Raw genomic sequence first — 20,702 nt, forward strand, 5'->3', positions numbered from 1 at the left:
CCGGGGGAGCGGGAGCAGGGGTGGGTGCGGTACGCGTCGGAGTCACCGTCACCGCCCGACCGAGCGCAGGTAACGGCCCAGGTCCTCGGCGCCCTTGACATTGCGGGGGCCGCTGACGGCGTCGCCGTAGGACATCACGAAGAAGCGGTTGTCCTTCACCGCCGGAACCGACTTCAGGCTCTTGAGCGACTTGAGGTGGGCGATCTTGTCCTTGGCGGGCTGGTCGGCGTAGTCGACGATCACGATCACTTCGGGTTTCGCCTCGATCACCGGTTCCCAACCGACCGTCGTCCAGCCCTTGTCGAGCCCGTCGAAGACGTTGGTCGCTCCGGCGGCGGTGATGATGTCGTTCGGCGCGGCATGGCGGCCCGCGGTGAACGGCTGGTCGGTGCCGGAGTCGTAGACGAAGACCTTGGCGGGGGCGCCCTTCTCGGGCCAGGTCTTCTTCAGTGCGGCGACACGGTCCTTGAGGTCGGTGACGAGCTCGTCGGCCCGCTTCTCGACGTCGAAGATCCGGCCGAGGTTGTCCAGGTCGGTGTAGAGCGCGTCCAGCGGTGTCACGTCGACGCTCTTGTCGCCGTAGTCCCAGCAGGTCTCGGTGTGCAGATAACTGGCGACGCCGACCTTCTCCAACAGGGCAGGGGTGATGCCCCGTTCCTCGCTGAAACCGGAGTTCCAGCCGGCCAGCACCCAGTCGGCCTTGGCATCGACGACGATCTCCCGGGTGATCCGCTCGGTGCCCAGCCGCTCGACCCCGGTGTAGTCCTCGCGCCAGGGCGAACCCTTGATAGCCGGGTCGCCGAGCTTGTTCATGACATAGCCGCGCATCCGGTCGGCCAGCCCGAGGGAGAACATCTTCTCGGCGCCGCTGACGTCGTAGGCCACCGCGCGCTTCGGGCGGGTGTACGTGACGTCCTCGCCGCAGTTGGAGACGGTGACGGTGTCGTCCTTCTTGTTCTTCGCCGCGGACTCGACCTCGGCGCCGCAGCCGGTGGTCAGGAGCCCGGCCGTGAGCAGTACGGCGGCCAGGTTCCGGGGCAGCGGTGGTCGCATCATGAGTGCCGTCCTTCTGGTGGGGCGTCGGGAAGCGCGGCAGGCGCCGCGGCGGTCAGGTCGTAGATGAGGTGGGGTGCGCCGGTGCGCGGGTGGTGGACGACCGTGACATCGACGCCGAACACCTTGCGGACCAGTTCGGGGGTCAGGACCTCGGTCGGGCTGCCGGTGGCGACCAGCGAGCCGGAGCTCAGTACGGCGATCCGGTCGCAGGCGGCGGCCGCCAGGTTGAGGTCGTGCAGGGCCGTGAGCACGGTCAGCCCGGAGCCGCGCAGGAAGGACAGCAGCTCCACCTGGTGCCGTACGTCGAGGTGGTTGGTGGGTTCGTCGAGGACCAGGACACGGGGTTCCTGGACCAGGGCGCGTGCGACGAGGACGCGTTGGCGCTCCCCGCCGGAGAGCGTGAGCACGCTGCGTTCGGCGAGGTGGGCGACGTCCAGCCGTTCCATCGACTCCCGGCGCAGGGCGCGTTCGCGGGCGGTGAGGGGGTGATTGCCACGGGCGTGCGGAGCGCGGCCGAGGGCCACCACCTCCTCGACGGTGAAGTCGAGTTCGGTCTGGCTCTCCTGGGTCAGGGCGGCGATCGACCGGGCGCTGTCCCGCAGTTTCAGCGATGTCAGATCGGTGCCGTCGAGCAGGACGGCCCCGGACGTCGGCCGCAACGCCCGGTAGACACAGCGCAGCGCGGTCGACTTGCCGCTGCCGTTCGGACCGACGAGCCCGACGATCCGGCCGGCCTCCACGTCGAGGTTCAGCCGGTCCACCAGGGCACGCCCGGCCGCCTCGACCGACAGGTCACGCAGGGACAGGACCATCTACCGGCCTCCGAACAGATAGCCGCGGCGGCGCATCAGCGTGATGAACACCGGCACCCCGATCAGTGCGGTGATCACCCCGAGCGGTAGTTCCTCGGGTGCGAAGGCCGTACGGGCCACCAGGTCGACCCACACCATGAAGCAGGCCCCGGCGAGTGGCGTGACCGCGAGCACCCGGCGATGCGTGGAGCCGACCAGGATCCGCACCACATGGGGCAGGACGAGACCGACGAAGGCGATCGCGCCGCTGACCGCCACGATCAGCCCGGTGACGGCGGCGGTGAGCAGGAACAGCCCGCGCCGCAGCGCGTCCGCGTCCACGCCCAGGCTGGCCGCGGTCTCGTCGCCCAGCGCCAGCACGTCCAGCGACCGGCTCTGCCGCAGCAGCACCACGATCGCCACCAGAACCGCCGCCGTCACCAGCGGCAACGACTCCCAGGACGCCGCCCCGAGACTGCCCAGCAGCCAGAACAGCACGGTCCGTGCGGCCTGCCCGTTCGGCGAGAGGAAGACCAGGACACTCATGAGCGCCTGAAAGCCGTACGCCAGCGCCACTCCGGTGAGCACCAGCCGCAGCGGTGTCAGCCCCAGCGGGCCCCGGGCGGCCAGATACACCAGCAGCGTGGCGCCGAGCGCGCCCAGGAACGCGGCGGCCGACAAGGCGTAGACCCCGAGGCTCGCGAAGACCCCGAACACCACCACTGCGGTCGCCCCGACGGACGCGCCGGACGAGATGCCCAGCACGAACGGGTCCGCGAGCGCGTTGCGCACCAGAGCCTGGATGGCGACTCCGACGACGGCCAGCCCGGCTCCGACGACCGCGGCGAGCAGCACCCGCGGGGTGCGCACATGCCAGACGATGGAGTACCCGGTCACCTCGTCGGCCCCGATGCCGCCGCCCGTGACGGCCGCCGACAGGAAGTGCACGACATCGGCCGGCGGTACGACGGTCGGCCCCAGCGCGATACCGGCCAGGACCGAGACCACCAGCGTCACGGAGAGCACCACCAGCGCGGTCAGCAGCCTGCCGCGACCCGCACCGCGATCGTCCGGCTCCCGACGCGGCTCCTCGGGACACGCCTCGTCCCGCGAGGGCGCGCCGGTGCCGGACTCGGCGGAGGGTGTCTCGGATACGGCTTCGGCCATGAAGTCCCCTTGTCCGTACGGCAGTTCGGGTGCGGGTAGCCCCAAAAGCCGCCCGCTCAACAGTAGTCGGCCGCGACCGCCTCAGAGTTCCCGCGTATCGCGTGAGAGTTCGGGACGGGTCCCTCGCACGATGAGCCGCTTCGCGTGGTTGTCGTACGGGCCGCCGTCGAAGTCGCCGTAACAGCACACGTCGGTGAAGCCGGCCGCCTCGAAGAGCGCGCGCAACTCGGCCGCGCTGTAGAGGAAGGAGGTGATCGAGGCCTCCCGCGCGATCCCGTCGCGCACGAGCGTCCAGTCGGTGCGCAGCCGCGTCCAGCTGTCCAGGACGGTGTCGCGCTGGACCACGTACGCGCCGCCGTCGAGCTCGACGACCTGGGGCCGCCCGATCCAGCCCGCGAGGACCTCCTTGCCCATGACGTCGATGAGCAGCTGTCCACCCGGTACCAGCGATTGGTACGCGTTGCGCAGCACCCGCTCGTTGTCGTCCGGGGAGTCGAAGTAGCCGAACGACGTGAAGACGTTGAGCACCACGTCGTACGAGCCGGGCTCGACGTGCGTCAGCATGTCGGCCCGCATCAGCCGGACTTCGGCCCCGGCCTCCTCGCAGACGGCACCGGCCCGCTCCAGCATCACCGGGCTGAGGTCGACTCCTGTCACCACGTAGCCACGACGGGCCAGGGGCACCAGATACACACCGGGTCCGCAGCACAGGTCCAGCACCCGGCTCCCGGGCGGGAACTCCAGCAGCGGCGACTTGGCGACGATGCCCTCCGTCTCCGTACGCCTGCGCCCGGAGAACATGGTCTCGGAGAAGTCCGACCAGAATCCGTCGTCCTCGTACCAGTGCATACAGCTGCTACCTCGATCCAGGGCCGGACGAGCCGCACACCACACCGCAGTGCAACGGCCTCGTCGGTGCGGGGCTTGTTGTTGCAGTGGTCGGACGCGAAGGCCCTGGAGTTCCCGACGGTTGCCGGCGGATCGCGCGCCGCACGCACTGGGCACTTCCGGGACACCCGGTCGTAAGGGGGAAGTGTCACGCTGCGGCGATGGACATGACGCCACTGGCACGCTCGCTGCTGGAACCGATACCGGCGCATCGGACCGTGGGCGTCGAGGTGCTCCGGGCCGCCGACGGCACGGCCGAGATCGCGGCGGACACCCCCGAGGGACTGACGAACGTCATCGGCTCGCTGCACTCCAGCGGCCTCGTCGCCCTGGTGGACGCGGCCGGTCTTGGAGCGATCATCGCCGCCGCGGCGCGTCCCGAGGACTTTCAAGGTGTCGTGCCCTTGGGAGCGGCCGCCTCACTGGAGTTCCTCGCCCCGGCGCGCGGGCGGCTCGTGGCCACCTGCCGTCTCACCGACGAGGCTCGGCGCGTCCTGCGCCCGCTCCTGGACGGACAGGCAGACCGGGCCCGGTTCGCCACAAGCGCCGAAGTCACCGACGCCGAGGGGACATTGGTGTGCCGGGGCGCCTTCGACTGGAGTGTCCGGCGGACCGCGCCCCCGGCGACGCGACACCACCCGGAGTGAGGGATGGAGATTCCCGGCGCCCCGAAGGGCACCGGGAACCGATCAGGCCTCTGCCCGCTTGCGCATCACGAGCTTCTTGATGAGCGGCCAGGCCAGCAGCAGCACGATCACCACGTACACGGTCACCGCGAAGGGCGTGTTGACCAGTCCCGTGACGCTGCCGTCGCTGATCTGCAGGGCACGCCGGAGCTGCTGTTCGGCGTTCGGGCCCAGGATGACGCCGATGACGGCGGGCAGCACCGGCAGCCCGTAGCGCCGCATGCCGAAGCCGATCAGGCCGATGATCAGGAGGATCACCAGGTCGATGACCTCGCCGCCGACCGCGTACGCGCCGACCGCCGCGAAGAACATGATCCCCGCGTACAGGTACGGCCGCGGGATGCGCAGCAGCTTCGCCCACACCGGCGCGAGCGGCAGATTGAGCGCGAGCAGCAGCACCATGCCGACGAAGAGGGAGGCGATCAGGCCCCACACCAGGTCGGGTTCGCGCTCGAAGAGGAGCGGGCCCGGCTGGATGCCGTACTGCTGGAAGGCGGCCAGCATGACCGCCGCGACCGCCGTGGTCGGCAGGCCCAGGGTCAGCATGGACACCAGCGTGCCCGCCGCCGAGGCCGACGCGGCCGACTCCGGCCCCGCCACACCCTCGATCGCGCCCTTGCCGAACTCGTCCTTGTGCTTCGACAGGCGCTTCTCCGTCACGTACGACAGGAAGGTGGGGATCTCGGCGCCGCCCGCCGGGATCGCGCCGAACGGGAATCCGATGAACGGTCCGCGCAGCCACGACTTCCAGGTCCGCCGCACATCGGCCCTGCCCAGCCACGGCCGGCCCACCGGGATCGGCTCGCCCGGACTGCGCCGCAGATGCGCCGCCACCCACAGGGCCTCGCCGATCGCGAAGAGACCCACCGCCACGATCACCACGTCGATGCCGTCGGCGAGTTGGAGCGAGCCGAAGGTCAGCCGCTGCTGCCCGGTCATCTGGTCGAGGCCGACCAGCCCGATGGTCAGTCCGATCAGCAGCGACGCGAGTCCCCGGATACGGGACGAGCCCAGCACGGACGTCACGGCGATGAACGCCAGCACCATGATGGCGAAGTAGTCCGGCGCACCGATGTCCACCGCCAGTTCGGCGACCGTCGGCGCGAGCATCACCAGCAGGATCGTGCCGATCAGGCCGCCCGCGAAGTGGCCGATGGCGGCGGCCGCGAGCGCCTGTGCGCCGCGCCCCGACTTGGCCATCGGGTTGCCCTCCATGGCCGCGACCACGGCCGCGCTCTCGCCCGGTGTGTTCAGCAGGATCGAGGTGGTCGAGCCGCCGAACATCGCGCCGTAGTAGATGCCGGCGAACATGATGAACGCGCCGATCGGGTTGAGTCCGTACGTCACCGGCAGCAGCAGGGCGACCGCCATCGCGGGGCCGATACCGGGCAGCACACCGATCGCCGTGCCGAGCAGCACGCCGATGGCGGCCCACAGCAGGTTGATCGGGGTGAGCGCCGTACCGAACCCGTCCATCAGGGAGTTGAGGGCGTCCATGTCACAGCACTCCCATCAGCGGGCCGCCGGGCAGCGGTACCCCGAGCAGATTGTTGAAGATCACGTACGTGACGAGGGAGAGCACGGCCGCGATGAGCGGGTCCCGGTCGAAGCGCCGGCTGCCTAGCGCGAAGGCCGCTCCCCAGAAGAGGAGCGCGCCCGCGACGGGGAAACCGGCGGGCTCGATGAGGACGGCCGCGCCCAGGAACACCCCGGCGAGCAGCAACACCGTGCGCCAGTCGGCCGGTTCGGACAGATCGATGTCCTCACCGCCCTCGGCCTCGCCGCGGCCGCCGCGCAGTACGTCCACGGCGAGCAGGGCGGCGATGACGAGCAGCCCGATACCGACCACGATCGGCACGGTCTTCGGCCCGACGGGACCGCGCTGGGTGATCTCCACGTCCATGGTGAGCGCATCGCCCAGGACGAGTGCGCCGAGCGCCAACAGCAGGACGCAGACGCCCAGTTCGGAGTGGTCGCGCAGCCACGAGCGCCGTTCGTCCGCGGGTGGCGTCGGGGAGGCTTCGGTGGTCGGCGTCGTCACAGTCCCAGCTCCTTCAGTACCGAAACCACGCGCTTGTCCTGGGCGTCGAGGAAGTCACCGAACTTCTCGCCGGTGAGGAAGGCGTCGTCCCAGCCGTTCTGCTGCATCGACTTCTGCCACTCGGGCGAGTCGTGCAGCTCCTCGACGAGGCGTACGAGCTTGTCGCGCTCGGCGTCGGACAGGCCGGGCGGGGCCACGATGCCCCGCCAGTTGGTGAAGTCCACGTCGTAGCCGGACTCCTTGAGCGTGGGCGCCTGGGCGAGTTCGTCGACCCGCTCCGGTCCGGTGACCGCGAGAATCCGGAGCTCGCCCGCCTTGATCTGGTCGAGGTACTCACCGACACCGGACACCCCGAAGGCGACCTTGTTGCCGAGGATCGAGGCGAGCAGCTCACCACCGCCGTCGAAGGGTATGTAGTTGACGTCCTTCGGGGCGATACTGGCTGCCTTCGCCATCAGCATGGGCGCGAGATGGTCGGGCCCGCCGGGCGAGGAACCGCCGCCCACCGGCAGCTTGCCCGGGTCCTTCTTCCAGGCGTCGACGAGCTGGTCGATCGTCTTGTACGGGGAGTCCTTGCCGACCACCACGACGTCCTGCTCCTCGGTGAGCCGGGCGATCGGGGTGGTGTCGGCGAGCGTCTTGGGCGCGTCGTTCGAGCGGACGGCGCCCACGACACCGAGGCCCATCGACATGGCGAGCTTGCCGTTGCCGTGCTCACTCACCAGCCGGCTCAGTCCGACGGTGCCGCCGGCGCCCGGCAGGTTGAACACCTCGATGTTGTGCGTGAGTTCGGCGTCCTCGGCGTTCTTCGCGGCCGTGCGGGCCGTGATGTCATAGCCGCCGCCGGGCGTGTTGGGGACCATGAAGCGCAGGCCCGGGATCTGCGTGCCCGTCGCGGAATCGCTGCCCGCCGTGAGCAACGGCGGGCCCACGAGCACGAGCACGGCGGCCCCGAACAGGGCGAGGAGGGTGCGCAGGCGCACGAATGCCACCACCTGTCGGTACGTCGATGAGGTCGGGGGAAGCCCTGTGGGGAGGGTGACGTGGGCCACATGTTGCCCGCACGTCGAACGTCTGTCTCTCTTCCGGAACCAACGGAGGTTGTGGTCTTTGCGGTCACCGGCGCCGGTCGCGTGCACGGATCGTACGGCGCCTCTCCCGTCCCGGCTCCCTGCTCACCCCTTTTCCCGGCCACGGGAGGGGTCCATGATGGTGCGACCCCACAGACGAGCCGCCCAACGCAGTGTCGGCCCGAGAGATTGAGTACGTCGTGGTCGCCACCTTCCGCCGTCAGACCCTCGCGGGCGAGATGCTGGTGCTCCAGCTCGCCATCGTCGTGGTGGTGCTGCTGGCCGTCGCCGCGGTCTCCCTCGCCCAGTCGGAGGCGACCTTCAACCGCGTGGAGGGCCGCCGCGTCGCCGCACTGGCCGAGCAGCTGGCCGCCAACCCCCTGGTCCGAAGCCAGCTCGTACGGCCCGCGCCGCTGGAGGCCCTCGCCCCGCTGGTGAATTCCACACAGACCCAGTCCGGGGTCACCTCCGTGACGGTGACCGACGCCGACGGCCGGATCGTCAGCTCCACGAACCCCACGGCGATCGGCGACCGGCTGGCCCTCGGCGAGGGCGCCGCCGAGGGCCGCGGCTGGTCCGGCCCGCTCACCCTGGACGGCAGCCGCCAGCTCGTGGCCCAGGTGCCGGTGCTCGGCGCCACTCAGCAGAATCTCGGTCAGTACCTGGGCACGGTGATGATCGGCGAGGCCGACCCTACCGTGTGGCAGCGCCTCAACGGCGCCTCCTCGTATCTGCTCGCCTACCTGGGCATCGCCAGCGGACTCGGCCTGGTGGGTTCCTGGCTGCTGGCCAGACGCGTCAAACGGCAGACCCTCGGCCTGGAACCCCGCGAGATCGCCGGACTGGCCGAACACCGCGAGGCGATGCTGTACGGGATCGCCGAGGGCGTGATCGCCCTGGACCCGCAGCACAGGCTCACCCTGGCCAACGACATGGGCCGCCGTCTGCTCGACCTGCCCGAGGACTGCGTGGGCCAGAGCCTGGCCGAGCTCGGCATCGAGGGAAGGCTGAGGGACGTCCTGGTGGGCGACCGCAAGGGCGCGCCCCACGAGCGCGACGAGGTCGTGATCCGGCACGGCCGGGTGCTGGTGATGAACCGGATGACCGTCACCAAGGACGGCCGCCTGCTCGGCTCGGTCACCACCCTGCGCGACCGCACCGAACTGGCCCGCCTGGAGCGGGAGATCGGCTCCTTCCGCAGCTCGTCCGAGCTGCTGCGCGCGCAGGCCCACGAGTTCGCCAACCAGCTGCACACCATCTCAGGGCTGATCGAGATCGGTGAGGAGGACGAAGTCGTGTGCTACATCCGCGCGTTGAACCAGCGCCGCCAGTCTTTGGACGTCACCCTCAGCCGCCGCGTCCGCGACACGGCCGTCGCCGCCCTGCTCATGGCGAAGGCGTCCCTGGCCGCCGAGCGGAAGGTGCGGCTGCGGATCTCCGACAGCACCGCTCTCGACCGGCTCGTACCGGAGGACGCCGGCGACGTGGCGACCGTGGTCGGCAACCTCGTCGACAACGCCGTGGACGCCGCGTCCGTCGCCGGGGTCGCGGGCGAGGCGGACGGCCACGAGGCCTGGGTCGAGGTCGAACTGCGGCAGGACGCCTCCAGCGTGGAGATCGTGGTCCGCGACTCCGGCCCCGGCGTCGCCCCGGAACTCGCCCGGGAGGTCTTCCTGCACGGCTTCACCACCAAGGCGGCCCAGGAGGGCGAGCGGGGCATCGGCCTGGCGCTCACCCGGCTGGTCTGCGAGCGTCACGGTGGTGAGATCTCGGTGACCAACACCCCCGAGGGGGCCATGTTCACCGCACGCATGACCGTCAGCCACCTCACCGACGCGGTGGCGGAAGGAGCGGCCCGATGAAGGGGACGAAGGGGATGAAAGGCACGTCCGGCACGCCGGGCACGCCCCGTGGGCCGGGCACGTCCGTCGCGACCGACACGATCGACGTGCTCGTGGTCGACGACGACTTCATGGTGGCCCGCGTCCACCGCACCTTCGTCGAACGCGTCGAGCCGTTCCGGGTCGTCGGTGTCGCCAGCACCGGCGAGCAGGCGGCCCACGCCGTCGACGAACTGCACCCGGACCTCGTCCTGCTCGACCTCTACCTGCCGGACGTCTTCGGTCTCGACGTCATCCCCCGGCTGCGCACCTCCGGCCACGACTGCGACGTCATGGTCATCAGCGCCGCCCGGGAGGCCGACACGGTCCGCGGCGCCGTCCGCCACGGCGTCGTCGACTACCTCCTCAAACCGTTCGAGTTCGAGGACCTGCGCGCCCGCCTGGAGCGCTACGCCGTCCAGCGGGGCCGCCTCCTCGCCACCGTCGTGCACGGCCAGGCCGACGTGGACCGCGTCCTGGCCGGATCCGCCGTGCCTGCGTCGACCCCCGGCACCCTCCCCAAGGGGATGAGCGTCGAGACCGCCGAACTGATAGAACGCACCCTGCGTACCGCGGAGGGCACCCTCTCCGCCGCCGAGTGCGCCACCCTGGCCGGCATCTCCCGCGTCAGCGCCCGCCGCTACCTGGAACACTTCCACACCGTCGGCAGCGCGGACGTGACGCTGCGCTATGGGGCGGCGGGGCGGCCCGAGCGGCGGTATCGGTTCCAGGGGTAGCCGGTTCCGGCGTGTGCGTCAGACGGCGACGACCGTGACGCCCGCCTCCTCGAACCGCCGCACCATCTCCTCGCTCACCGCCACATCGGTGACCAGCGTGTTCACCGACTCGGCCGCGCAGATCCGGGCGAAGGCACGCTGTCCGAGCTTGCTGGAGTCGGCGGCCACGATGACACGCTCGGCCCGCTCGCAGAGCAAGCGGTTGATCGCGGCCTCCGCCTCGTCGGTCGCCGCCGCGCCATGGGCCACGTCGAGGGCGACCACGCCGAGGACGGCCACGTCCAGGGTGATCTGGCCGAGCACGCCGTCGGCGAGGGGGCCGACGAGCTCGTACGACTGCGGGCGGGCGACGCCGCCGGTCAGCACGATCTTGAACTGGGGCCGCACCGCCAGCTCGTTGGCGATGTTGAGCGCGTTCGTGACGATCGTCAGGGCGGGCGAGCCGGACGCGAGATCACTGCGTACGGCCAGCGCGCGGGCCACCTCCGTGGTGGTCGTGCCACCGGTCAGGCCGACCGCCTCACCGGGCACGACGAGGTCGGCCACCGCCTTCGCGATGCGCTGCTTCTCGGAGGCGTGGCGGGCCGTCTTGTAGCGCAGCGGCAGCTCGTACGAGACGCCGTGCACGACCGCGCCGCCCCGGGTGCGTACGAGCATCTGCTGCTCGGCGAGCTGATCGAAGTCGCGCCGGATCGTGGCCGCCGACACCGACAGCTCGGCCGCCGCCTCCTCGACATCCAGCCGGCCCCGCTCCACGAGCAGCTCCAGCAGTGCCTGCCAGCGGGCGTCGCGCGACATCCGCACCCTCCGTCCGTCGATCCGACCACCGATCGGCCCACCGGCCGGTCCTTGGACCGGTCCATGGATCTGATCTTTCGGTGACCCTAACGCAAGCCGTTCACCCGTGAATGCTTGATTGTGCTTGAAAGCTCGCTATATCTTGCAAGAACAATCATTCCAGCGGGGAGGTCGCGAACGTGAGCCATGTCGAGAGCGAGCTGAAGAGCCAGCCCGAGTGCTGGGTGCGGGCCGCGGGGGAAGCCGCAGTCCACGGGGCCGTGCTGCCCGCCGCGGGGGAGCGGACAGCCGTCGTCGGCTGCGGCACGTCGTGGTTCATGGCCCAGGCCGTCGCGGCGCTGCGCGAGCAGGCGGGACAGGGCGAGACGGACGCCTTCGCCGCCTCCGAGTTCCCGCACGGCCGCTCGTACGACCGGGTGGTCGCCCTGACCCGCTCCGGCACCACCACAGAGGTGCTCGACCTGCTCGGCCGGCTGAAGGGGCATACACGCACGGTCGCGATCACCGCGGATCCGCGAACTCCCGTGATGGAGGCGGCGGACGACGTGGTCGTGCTCGACTACGCCGATGAGAAGTCCGTGGTGCAGACGCGGTTCGCGACCACCGCGCTCACCCTGCTGCGGGCCCACCTCGGGCTGCACAGCGACGCCGTCGTCGCCGATGCCCGTACCGCGTTGGCGGAACCACTGCCCGAAGGGCTCGTCGACTGCACGCAGTTCACGTTCCTGGGGCGCGGCTGGAGCGTGGGGCTCGCCAACGAGGCCGGGCTCAAGATGCGCGAGGCCTCGCTCGCGTGGACCGAGGCCTACCCGGCGATGGAGTACCGGCACGGTCCGATCAGCGTGACCACCTCGGGAACCGCGACCTGGATGCTCGGCGAAGCACCCGAGGGGCTCGCCCAACAGGTGCGTGACACGGGCGCGTTGTGGGTCGGAGGCGGACTCGACCCGCTCGCCGAGCTCGTCCGCGCCCAGCGCCTCGCCGTGGCCGTCGCCGCCGCCCGGGGCCTCGATCCCGACCAGCCCCGCCACCTCACCCGCTCGGTCATCCTCACCACGCCCTGAAGGGGGAGCCCATGCCTCTCGCAGCAGCCGGGGAGCTGGTCGCCGGGGCGGCCGCGTCCCGTACCGCCGTCGCGGCGTTCAACGTCATCACACTGGAACACGTCGAGGCCGTCGTCGCCGGGGCCGAGGTCGCTGACGCGCCCGTCATCCTCCAAGTCAGCGAGAACGCGGTGAAGTTCCGGGGCGGACGACTGCTCCCGCTGGCCCAGGCCGCGAGCGCCGCCGCCGAACACGCCTCCGTACCCGTCGCGTTGCACCTGGACCACGTCCAGAGCGACGAGCTGCTGCGACAGGCGGCAGGTGCCGGATTCAGCTCCGTCATGTACGACGCCGCCCGTCTCCCGTACGCCGAGAACCTCGCGGCCACCCGGGCCGCCGCAGACTGGGCGCATGCCCAAGGGCTGTGGATCGAGGCCGAGTTGGGTGAGGTCGGCGGCAAGCCGGGCCAGCCACCGTTGGACGCCCACGCGGCGGGCGCCCGTACCGATCCGGCGGAGGCGCGCGCGTTCGTCGCCGAGTCCGGCGTGGACGCCCTGGCCGTGGCCGTCGGCAGCACACACGCCATGACCACCCGCACCGCCGCCCTCGACCACGACCTCCTCAAGCGTCTCGCCGAGGCCCTCGACGTGCCGCTCGTGCTGCACGGCTCGTCCGGTGTGCCGGACGCCGAGCTGAGAGCGGCCGTCGCGGGCGGCATCACGAAGGTGAACGTCGGCACCGCGCTGAACATCGCGATGACCGGTGCGATCAGGGACTACCTCACCGCCCATCCCGAGGCGGTCGACTCACGCAAATACTTGACCGTGGGACGGGCGGCGATGGCGGAGACGGTGACCCGGATCATCAGAGTTCTCGGCACCACGGACTGAGGGCGCTCAGCCCGCAGCCACGCCCTCCGGTCCCACCGATCCCTCCGCGAGCTTCTCGAAGAAGAACTCGTGCTTGAGGAACGACACGTCGTACTCGCTCCCCGGGTACGGCGGGATCAACTGGGCCGCCTGGAACAGCCGCCAGCCGTCCCGCAGGGCGTCCACCCCGGACTTGTACGGGGGTTCGTCACTGTCCCCGGTGGTGGGCGACGTACGCCCAGTGCCGTCGTACACGGACCAGCCGACCACCGGCGAGTCCAGCGCCGACGTACCCAGATAGAGCACCAGAACCTGCTGACGGACCGTCATGCGACCTCCTCCTGAGGACGGTTGGAGACACGGGTCACCCAGTGCTCCAGGTCGAAGGACTCGTCGCCGGTCAGCGACCGCCACAGCAGCACGCGGTTGTAGATCTCCAGCCGGCCGGTGGCGGGCTCGTACCAGGGGAAGGTCGTCATGAGCTCCTCGGCCACCCGGGGATCCTCGAGGTCCGAGGTGTCCCACAGCCGTCGCTGCCGCACTGCCGGATTGAAGCGGATCTTGAACATGTACCGCACCGCGTCGCTGTCGTTGCGCCGCCCGCCGTGCCAGAGGCCGTGGTGCAGAAACACCACGGTGCCGGCCGGGCAGACGAGCCGGGACTGGCCGAGCAGGTTCTGGTAGCGGCCGGTGTCCGTTTCGTTCGTACGCCGCAGATGGCTGCCCGGCACGCTGAGGGTGCCGCCCATGTCGAGGGTCACGTCCTGCGGGTAGTACATCAGCTGGACGTCGAAGGCATCGGTGCGGACGTCGATGATCGCGTCACCGTGCAGCGGCTGCGCCGACCCCTCGCGGGGATCGCGGACGTGCACCGCGTGGTGGTCGACGCGCGGGTGCGGGCCGACGAGGCTGCGCAGGGCCCCGGCCACGGCCGGGATGTCGAGGAGCCGCCGGGCGAAGGAGCCCTCGGGGTAGGCGTCCGCCACCGCGCTTCCGTAGGGCACACCCGGGACGCCCCGCCCCAGGAACCCGATCGCCTCGGCGTTCATCTCCGCCGGAACCACCGCGTCGAGGCGCAACGAACCGTGAGCCACGAAATGCGCCATCCGCACCGAGCTCAACAGCGGAGCGACTCCCGAGCTCAGCAGCGGCGAGGCAGAGGGAGAGACAGAGGCAGAGGGAGGGGCAGGACGAGGGGGCGGCGGCGGGGGATGCTCAGGATTCGTCATGCTCCGAACGTACGGAGCAGCGCCCGTCCCGCGCGTTGGCCCGTTTCACCACCGCTGGTAGTTTTTCACCATGCGGGAGACGCGGATCCACCTCGGGCAGCCGCCCGTCGTCGCCAACGCGGGCGTCGGCGTGCACGGCGTCGCGAGCCGTACGGACGTCTTCCGGCTGCCGGAACTGTGGCAACTGCATCTGTACCAGTACGAGGCCGAGCTGACCGTCGACGGAACGGCGCACGTCATCCGTCCCGGCCGAGTCAGCCTCGTACCGCCTGGCACGACGGTCCGCTACCGCTACCGGGGCCGCTCGGAACACCTGTACGCGCATTTGCGCATCGCACCCGCGGGGCCGCCGCACACCGTGCCCGTGATGCAGGACGCCGGACCCGAACTCCCCATGCTGACCGGGCTGTTGCTCCAGGCGGTCGCCTCCGTACCGGGGGAGCCGGAGCGTACCCGCGCCGAGATCTGGACCGCTCTGTGGCGCATCGCCCATCTCGCCCCGGCGGCCGAGCGGCCCGGACCGCATCCCGCCGTCACCGCCGCGATCGCCTTTGTCGAGGCGAACCTCGCCGCCCCGCTCACCGTGCCCGCCGTGGCCCACGCCGCGGGCGTCTCGCACAACCATCTGACCCGGCTCTTCCGCGCGACCACGGGCGGCACCGTCGTCGCGTACATCCGGCGCCGCAGGCTCGACCGCGCCCACCACCTGCTGCGGGCCTCGACCCTGTCGATCCCGGCGGTCGCCGCGTCGGTCGGCATCCCCGACCTGCAAGCCTTCAACAAGGCATGCCGACGCGAACTGGGAGCGTCCCCGCGAGCGCTGCGCGGCGAGACGAGCGCTGCCTGAGTCCCGTCGGGCGCCGGCGAACGACCCTCAGGACTCCGCGGACTCCTTGACGGCCCTCAGAACCACGAACTTCGCGTCGCTGGCGACCAGTTGGCTGTTGCCGAAGAGGCGACGCAGCTTCACGTGGTAGCCGAGATGACGGTTGCCGACCACCCACAGCTCGCCACCCGGCCGCAGCGCACGGCGTGCCCCGGTGAACATCCGCCAGGCGGTGGCGTCGGACGTCGCCTGGTGCGAGTGGAAGGGCGGATTGTTCAGCACGAGGTCGACGCTCGCGTCCGGAACGCCCTCCAGCCCGTCGCCGACGCGGAACTCCGCCTTGCCGTACTCCACCGTGTCATCGGTGTTCGCCCAGTACGTGGCCTCCGCCGAGGTCACCGCCTGGTACGACTCGTCCAGGAAGAGCGTCTCGGCCCGGGGGTGTGCCAGCGCCATCGCCGTACCGACGACTCCGTTGCCGCAGCCCAGGTCCACCACGCGCTCCGCCCCGCCCTCGTACGGCAGGTGCTGGAGGAAGAACCTGGTGCCGATGTCGAGGCGCTCGGCGCAGAAGACGCCCGCGTGGTTGACGACCGTACGGCCCGAGGCGGGACCGATTCCGTCGGGCAGCGTGTAGCTGTGCGGCCACGGGTTGGCCGGTCTGGTGATCCCCGGATTCGGCGTGCAGAAGATGAGCCGGGCCTTCTTCTCGGCCAGCGAGGTCCGGGTGGGACCGATGATCCGCTCGAACAGCTTCAGCGTGGAGGTGTGGATCTCCTTCACCATGCCGGTGCCGATGACGACCGTCCCCTCGTGCACGGCGGGCGCCAGGCGCAGCAGCTGGTCCTCCAGGAGCGCGAGGCTCTTCGGTACCCGCACCAGCAGCACGTCGACGCGGTCGACCGGCGGGTCCTGGGTGGTGAGGAGGCGTACGGAGTCCTGGTCCGCGCCGTTGCGCGCCAGGTTGGCGCGGGTCGCCTCACGGGTGAGGAACGAGTCGGTGATCTGCACCGGCCGATGCGCCCGCAGGGCCGTGGTGAGGGCGCCCCACCGGTCGCCGACCACGACCACCGTGCCGTCGAGTGCGTGGTCGCCGTCCGCGAGATGCTTCAGCAGATACTCGTCGGAGGCGTCCCACGCACGGAGCTGGTCACGGGAGTCCTCGGGGAAGCGGGCCAGCGTCAGCTCGGCCGAGGGGGTCGTCATACGGTCGGTCATTGGGTCCAGGCTATCCGAGGTGCAGCTCAGAGGGTTTCCGCGTCCATCCGGGGCCGTGGGCGAGGATGGGAGCCATGGACGCCGAGCTGTTTCCCCGTGCCCGTGCGACGATCGCGCCGGGCGCCGTGCACCTGCCGGACTGGCTTTCCGCCGAGCGCCAGAGCGAGCTCCTCGACGCCTGCCGCGACTGGGCACGCCCGCCCGCGGGGCTGCGCACGGTCCGCACGCCGGGCGGCGGCACGATGACGTCCCGGCAGGTCTGCCTCGGCTGGCACTGGTACCCGTACGGGTATGCGCGCACGGTCGTCGACGGGGACGGGGCGCCGGTGAAGGAGTTTCCCGAGTGGCTGGGGGAGCTGGGCCGCCGCGCGGTCGTCGACGCGCTCGGCCCGGAGGCGGCCACGGCGGAGGCGCACGACATCGCCCTCATCAACTTCTACGACGCCGACGCCCGCATGGGCATGCACCGGGACAGCGACGAGAAGTCCGACGCTCCGGTGGTGTCGCTGAGCCTCGGCGACACCTGCGTCTTCCGCTTCGGCAACACCGAGTCGCGGACCCGCCCCTACACCGACGTGGAACTGCGCAGCGGCGACCTGTTCGTGTTCGGCGGCGCCGCCCGGCTCGCGTACCACGGGGTGCCGCGGGTGCACACGGGCACGGCACCGCCCGAGTTGGGCCTGACCGGCCGCCTGAACGTCACGCTGCGGGTGAGCGGCCTCTAGGCCGGTGGGTTCAACCGGCTCGTCCGGTTCGTTGAGGTCGTTGCCCTGGCCACGGGACGACCGGATCATGGGAGACTCGCCCTCATGAGCGGCAATGCGGCCCCCAGAGCGGCGGGAGAAGGAAGCACCAGGACACGCCTGGACCGGGGGCGGGGTGCGCTCGGGCCCGCCCTGGAGCTCGTGCACACCGGACGCGCGCCCACGAGGGCCGTACTCACCGCCGAGCTCGGCGTCACACGAGCGACGGCAGGCGCGGTCGCCGCGGAACTCGAAGCGCTCGGACTGATCCACGTCGACGCGCGCCCCGGCGCGGCCGCCGGCTCGCAGGGCCGCCCCTCGCACCGTCTCGAACTCGCCGAGGACGGCCCCGTGGCCCTCGCCGCCCAGGTGCACGCCGACGGCTTCCGCGCCGCCCTGGTCGGCCTCGGCGGCCGTCTCGTCGCGACCGCCCCCGGCTGCGAGACCGTCGACGCCGACCCGGCCAAGGTGCTCGGCTCCGTCGTCGAGGCGGGCGCCGAACTGCTCCGGGAGACGGGACGCCGCTGCGTGGGCGCGGGACTCGCCGTACCGTCGGCCGTCGCCGAACCCGAGGGCACCGCCCTCAACCCCCTCCACCTGGCCTGGCCCGCGGGCGCACCCGTACGGGAGATCTTCGCGGAGCGCGTCCGCGCGGCCGGGATCACCGGACCGGCGTTCGCGGCCAACGACGTCAACCTCGCCGCGCTCGCCGAGCACCGGCACGGCGCGGGCCGCGGCTCCCGCGATCTGCTGTGCGTGGCGACCGGGCACCGGGGGGTCGGCGGTGCGCTGGTCCTCGACGGGCGTCTGCACATGGGCAGTTCGGGGCTGGCGCTGGAAGTCGGACACCTCACCGTCAATCCGGAGGGGCGCCCCTGCCACTGCGGCAGCCGCGGCTGCCTGGACGTCGAGGCGGACCCGCTGGCGTTCCTGACAGCGGCGGGCCGCGACCCCGGCCCCGAGGTGTCGCTGCTCCAGCAGTCCAACGACCTGATCCGCGACCAGTACGCCGACCCGACCGTACGTACAGCGGTCGAGGCTCTGATCGACCGGCTGGGCCTGGGTCTCGCGGGCCTGGTCAACATCCTCAACCCGGACCGCATCATCCTCGGCGGACTGCACCGCACCCTCCTCGACGCGGACCCCGAGCGGCTGCGCGCGGTGGTGGCCGACCGGAGTCTGTGGGGGCAGAGCGGCGGCGTCCCGATCCTCGCCTGCACGCTGGACCACAACAGCCTGGTGGGAGCGGCCGAGTTGGCGTGGCAGCCGGTCCTCGACGACCCGATCGCGGCGCTGGCCCAGGTCTGAGCCCTTTCGGGGCACGGGGAACTGCGCGATCAGCCACAGTCGGTCCGCGGCCGAAGAACACCCTCGTAGCGGAACTCTCACCACTCGACAGCGAAGGCCCGTCCAGGGTTGACCGTCAGAACGCGCTCCACCAACGCCGCCCCCAGGGCGAGTTCGAGCCGAGGCCGAACCCGACGCAGCAGATACGGCATCCCGGGGCCGCCGTCGACCGAGCGGGCCCCGGCCGTCGTCGTGTCCCCGCCGAGCAGCAGCCGATCCCCGAACCCGGCCTCGGCGAGGGCCCGCACGGCATCCGGCATCCGCCAGTCCGTCGCGTGGTTGGCCCGTGACGGTCCGTCAAAAGCCAGATAGGCACCGGTCTCCGCGGCCTGAAGGTGCACCACCGGGTCGGGCGAACGGTTGAGGTGCCCGAGGATCACCCGGTCAGGCGGCACCCCCAACTCCCCGCACAACAGGTCGAGTACGTCGAGCGCGCCCGTACCGAGTTCCAGGTGCACGGCGATGGGTGCCCCCGTAGCGTGATGCGCCTCGGCCGCCGCGGTCATCGTCCAGCGGGCGTGCGCGTCCAGGGCGTGGAACCCGCCTGCGACCTTGATGAATCCCGCCCGGACCCCTGACGTGGCCAGGCCCTCCGTCAGCTCGGCGACGAAGAGGTCCGCGAGCCCGTGCCGCAGACGGTCGATCGACTCGGGTGCGTAGTGGGCGGCCTGGTGCAGTCCGGTGGCGGCCATGATGTGAACCCCGGTGGCGCGGGCGAGCAGTGGCAGATCGGCGGCCCGCCGCCCCAGCCCGTACGGTGTCCACTGCACGACACTCCCGCCGCCCGCCGCACGGAACGCCACCAGCTCGGCCGTCGCAGCGGACGCGTCACGTAACTCCTGACCGGGGAGCAGCGGACTGCTGAGGAAGAGATGGTCGTGGGCGTCGCACACTCCCAACTCCGTTGGGGAGAGGTCCCCGAGGACCGTCCGTACGGTACCGACGGCAGGGAGCGCAGGGACCGGACGTGCCCCGCGCGCCGTGTTCACCACTGCCGCCCCCGCCGGAGCAGGTCACGGTCCGGCGCCGAGAGATGCAGCACCCGGTACACCTCACCGGCCGCCTTGGGCGAGTCATGGGCCCAGAGCGAGAAATGCACGACCTCCCAGTGACGTGGATCGACGGCGACAGCGGCACCGACGACCCCGTCCAGCGCGGCCAGCCGCCCGGTCACCCGCATCGCCTCCTCCGTCACCTCGGCAAGCGGTACTCCCTCCGGAATGCTCACGCGCCGACGCACCGCGACCTCGGGTGTGGCACCGGCGGCGCCCCCGTCCTCGTACGCGAGACCTGTCCAGTGCTGCACCGCAGGGCGCCCGAAGTCGTTCACGAGGCCCTGGAATCCCGGCCCCCAGAGGAAGGAGTTCATGCCCTCGGGTGTGTGCCACAGATAGAACGGCGCGTACTGGTTGACCAGCGAGCCGTCCACTCCGCGCTCGCGCAGCAGATAGGCCTTGAGGCCGAGCCCGTCCCAGTCGTCGAGCAGGTGCCCTACGCGGGCCACCCGGCCGCGGATGACGTCCATGTCGTAGTCGGCGGGCAGGGTTATCTCGTACTGCATGGCGTGCATCGATGCCTCCAACGGCTCCAACAGGTTCCGAGCGGTGGTGCCTAACCATCCAGACGGGCAGGGGAGTTGAGGGCGAGCAGGGACAACAGTCCGCGAACTCCCGCGTCGAAGGCCGCGGTCGAGCCGGACGCCCGGGCCAGGACGTACCCACCCTGAACCGTGGCGACGATCGTCGCGGCGATCTCCTCGCCGTCCAGCGAGGGCGCGAACTCGCCCCGCTCCCGGCCCTCCTCGACGAGCCCCGCGAGCCGCTCGCGCAGCCAGTCCAGCGTCTCGTCGAGGGGTGCACGCAGCTCGTCGTTCGCGATGACGTCCGGGTCCATGGTCAGCCGGCCGATCGGGCAGCCGCGCAGCACATCGCGCTCGCGACGCAGATACGCCTCGACACGCTCGTACGGAGAACCAGGGCCGCCCAGTACTCCCTCGGCGGTAGCGCGCATCTCCTCCGCCGTACGCCGGATCGCGGCGAGCGCCAGATCGGGCTTGCCGGCGAAGTGGTGGTACATGCTGCCCTGGCCCGCTCCGGCCTGCTGCTGGATCGCCTTCGGGCTCGTCCCCACGTACCCCCGCTCCCACAACAGCTCGCGCGTGGCCTCGATCAATCGCTCCGGAGTGCTCATGAAATCACTGTACATACTAGTAGGTACAGAATCGAGGGCAGCCGAGGAAGCAGCGGAACACCCCGTTCGTACTCCCGCGGAGGTACGCGCAGTGCCGCTGGCCGTACGACGACCCGGCCCCCC

22 protein-coding genes are annotated in these 20,702 nt (G+C 71.1%); 8 read left to right on the top strand and 14 right to left on the bottom strand.

Features of this window, described 5'->3' with window-relative positions; translation table 11 throughout:
• Nucleotides 1-48: 48 nt before the first annotated feature.
• From JEQ17_RS42580 to JEQ17_RS42595, 4 genes are all read right to left on the bottom strand, one after another.
• On the bottom strand, nt 49-1,056 hold the full coding sequence (locus tag JEQ17_RS42580) for an ABC transporter substrate-binding protein (protein WP_200400252.1): 1,008 nt from the start codon (nt 1,054-1,056) through the stop codon (nt 49-51).
• Nucleotides 1,053-1,868 carry an ABC transporter ATP-binding protein gene (locus JEQ17_RS42585; protein WP_200400253.1) on the bottom strand — a complete coding sequence of 272 codons (816 nt, stop codon included), beginning with the start codon at nt 1,866-1,868 and terminating at the stop codon, nt 1,053-1,055. Before JEQ17_RS42585 ends, JEQ17_RS42580 begins: the two co-directional genes overlap by 4 nt.
• Nucleotides 1,869-3,014, bottom strand: coding sequence for a FecCD family ABC transporter permease (locus tag JEQ17_RS42590; protein ID WP_200400254.1), 1,146 nt, complete (start codon nt 3,012-3,014; stop codon nt 1,869-1,871). It lies immediately after the preceding gene.
• 81 nt (nt 3,015-3,095) lie between these two features.
• Nucleotides 3,096-3,863: a class I SAM-dependent methyltransferase gene (locus JEQ17_RS42595; RefSeq protein WP_200400255.1), complete on the bottom strand. Its 768-nt coding sequence runs from the start codon at nt 3,861-3,863 to the stop codon at nt 3,096-3,098.
• A gap of 200 nt (nt 3,864-4,063) precedes the next feature.
• Here JEQ17_RS42595 and JEQ17_RS42600 point away from each other — a divergent pair, with 200 nt between their 5' ends.
• Entirely contained in the window at nt 4,064-4,549 is a 486-nt protein-coding gene (locus JEQ17_RS42600; protein WP_200400256.1) for a PaaI family thioesterase, read from the top strand.
• A 42-nt stretch (nt 4,550-4,591) separates the two neighbouring features.
• On the opposite strand, the gene JEQ17_RS42605 is transcribed toward JEQ17_RS42600, so the two are convergent.
• From JEQ17_RS42605 to JEQ17_RS42615, 3 genes are read right to left on the bottom strand one after another with little or no spacing between them, the layout of a single operon-like run.
• On the bottom strand, nt 4,592-6,085 hold the full coding sequence (locus JEQ17_RS42605; RefSeq protein ID WP_200400257.1) for a tripartite tricarboxylate transporter permease: 1,494 nt from the start codon (nt 6,083-6,085) through the stop codon (nt 4,592-4,594).
• A 1-nt stretch (nt 6,086) separates the two neighbouring features.
• A complete protein-coding gene (locus JEQ17_RS42610; RefSeq protein WP_200400258.1) occupies nt 6,087-6,629 on the bottom strand; it encodes a tripartite tricarboxylate transporter TctB family protein in 543 nt (180 codons plus the stop codon).
• A complete protein-coding gene (locus JEQ17_RS42615) occupies nt 6,626-7,612 on the bottom strand; it encodes a Bug family tripartite tricarboxylate transporter substrate binding protein (protein ID WP_200402008.1) in 987 nt (328 codons plus the stop codon). Before JEQ17_RS42615 ends, JEQ17_RS42610 begins: the two co-directional genes overlap by 4 nt.
• 287 nt (nt 7,613-7,899) lie before the next feature.
• Between JEQ17_RS42615 and JEQ17_RS42620 the strand changes: the two genes are divergently transcribed.
• Nucleotides 7,900-9,561, top strand: coding sequence for a sensor histidine kinase (locus tag JEQ17_RS42620; RefSeq protein ID WP_200400259.1), 1,662 nt, complete (start codon nt 7,900-7,902; stop codon nt 9,559-9,561).
• Between the two features lie 14 nt (nt 9,562-9,575).
• Nucleotides 9,576-10,316 carry a response regulator gene (locus JEQ17_RS42625; RefSeq protein ID WP_200402009.1) on the top strand — a complete coding sequence of 247 codons (741 nt, stop codon included), beginning with the start codon at nt 9,576-9,578 and terminating at the stop codon, nt 10,314-10,316.
• An 18-nt stretch (nt 10,317-10,334) separates the two neighbouring features.
• Here JEQ17_RS42625 and JEQ17_RS42630 read toward each other — a convergent pair whose 3' ends face one another.
• Complete coding sequence (locus JEQ17_RS42630; protein ID WP_200400260.1) at nt 10,335-11,114, bottom strand: DeoR/GlpR family DNA-binding transcription regulator; 780 nt, start codon at nt 11,112-11,114, stop codon at nt 10,335-10,337.
• 179 nt (nt 11,115-11,293) lie between these two features.
• On the opposite strand from JEQ17_RS42630, the gene JEQ17_RS42635 reads away from it, so the two are divergent.
• Nucleotides 11,294-12,178 (top strand): SIS domain-containing protein, encoded by an 885-nt coding sequence (locus JEQ17_RS42635; protein ID WP_200400261.1) that lies wholly within the window; start codon nt 11,294-11,296, stop codon nt 12,176-12,178.
• 11 nt (nt 12,179-12,189) lie between these two features.
• Nucleotides 12,190-13,047, top strand: a complete 858-nt coding sequence (locus tag JEQ17_RS42640) for a class II fructose-bisphosphate aldolase (protein WP_200400262.1) — start codon at nt 12,190-12,192, stop codon at nt 13,045-13,047.
• A gap of 6 nt (nt 13,048-13,053) precedes the next feature.
• Here the strand turns inward: JEQ17_RS42640 and JEQ17_RS42645 are convergent, their stop codons facing one another.
• Together JEQ17_RS42645 and JEQ17_RS42650 are read right to left on the bottom strand one after the other, a co-directional pair.
• Nucleotides 13,054-13,356 carry a hypothetical protein gene (locus JEQ17_RS42645; RefSeq protein ID WP_200400263.1) on the bottom strand — a complete coding sequence of 101 codons (303 nt, stop codon included), beginning with the start codon at nt 13,354-13,356 and terminating at the stop codon, nt 13,054-13,056.
• On the bottom strand, nt 13,353-14,132 hold the full coding sequence (locus JEQ17_RS42650; protein ID WP_234048573.1) for a phytanoyl-CoA dioxygenase family protein: 780 nt from the start codon (nt 14,130-14,132) through the stop codon (nt 13,353-13,355). The genes JEQ17_RS42645 and JEQ17_RS42650 overlap by 4 nt, the downstream gene beginning before the upstream one ends.
• 193 nt (nt 14,133-14,325) lie before the next feature.
• On the opposite strand from JEQ17_RS42650, the gene JEQ17_RS42655 reads away from it, so the two are divergent.
• Nucleotides 14,326-15,102: an AraC family transcriptional regulator gene (locus tag JEQ17_RS42655; RefSeq protein ID WP_200400265.1), complete on the top strand. Its 777-nt coding sequence runs from the start codon at nt 14,326-14,328 to the stop codon at nt 15,100-15,102.
• Nucleotides 15,103-15,129: 27 nt separating this feature from the next.
• On the opposite strand, the gene JEQ17_RS42660 is transcribed toward JEQ17_RS42655, so the two are convergent.
• A complete protein-coding gene (locus tag JEQ17_RS42660; RefSeq protein ID WP_200400266.1) occupies nt 15,130-16,299 on the bottom strand; it encodes a methyltransferase in 1,170 nt (389 codons plus the stop codon).
• 74 nt (nt 16,300-16,373) lie between these two features.
• On the opposite strand from JEQ17_RS42660, the gene JEQ17_RS42665 reads away from it, so the two are divergent.
• Nucleotides 16,374-17,024 carry an alpha-ketoglutarate-dependent dioxygenase AlkB family protein gene (locus tag JEQ17_RS42665; RefSeq protein WP_200400267.1) on the top strand — a complete coding sequence of 217 codons (651 nt, stop codon included), beginning with the start codon at nt 16,374-16,376 and terminating at the stop codon, nt 17,022-17,024.
• 84 nt (nt 17,025-17,108) lie between these two features.
• The gene (locus JEQ17_RS42670; protein ID WP_200400268.1) at nt 17,109-18,350 is read left to right on the top strand and encodes an ROK family protein; all 1,242 of its coding nucleotides are present in this window, start codon (nt 17,109-17,111) and stop codon (nt 18,348-18,350) included.
• Between the two features lie 77 nt (nt 18,351-18,427).
• On the opposite strand, the gene JEQ17_RS42675 is transcribed toward JEQ17_RS42670, so the two are convergent.
• Genes JEQ17_RS42675 through JEQ17_RS42685 form a run of 3 tightly spaced genes read right to left on the bottom strand, consistent with a single transcriptional unit; the run spans nt 18,428 to nt 20,579 of the window.
• Entirely contained in the window at nt 18,428-19,378 is a 951-nt protein-coding gene (locus JEQ17_RS42675) for a phosphotriesterase family protein (RefSeq protein ID WP_200400269.1), read from the bottom strand.
• Complete coding sequence (locus JEQ17_RS42680) at nt 19,375-19,959, bottom strand: DUF4865 family protein (RefSeq protein WP_200400270.1); 585 nt, start codon at nt 19,957-19,959, stop codon at nt 19,375-19,377. Before JEQ17_RS42680 ends, JEQ17_RS42675 begins: the two co-directional genes overlap by 4 nt.
• 41 nt (nt 19,960-20,000) lie before the next feature.
• Entirely contained in the window at nt 20,001-20,579 is a 579-nt protein-coding gene (locus tag JEQ17_RS42685) for a TetR/AcrR family transcriptional regulator (protein WP_200400271.1), read from the bottom strand.
• Nucleotides 20,580-20,702 lie beyond the last annotated feature (123 nt).

Source organism: Streptomyces liliifuscus, assembly GCF_016598615.1.
GTDB lineage: Bacteria > Actinomycetota > Actinomycetes > Streptomycetales > Streptomycetaceae > Streptomyces > Streptomyces liliifuscus.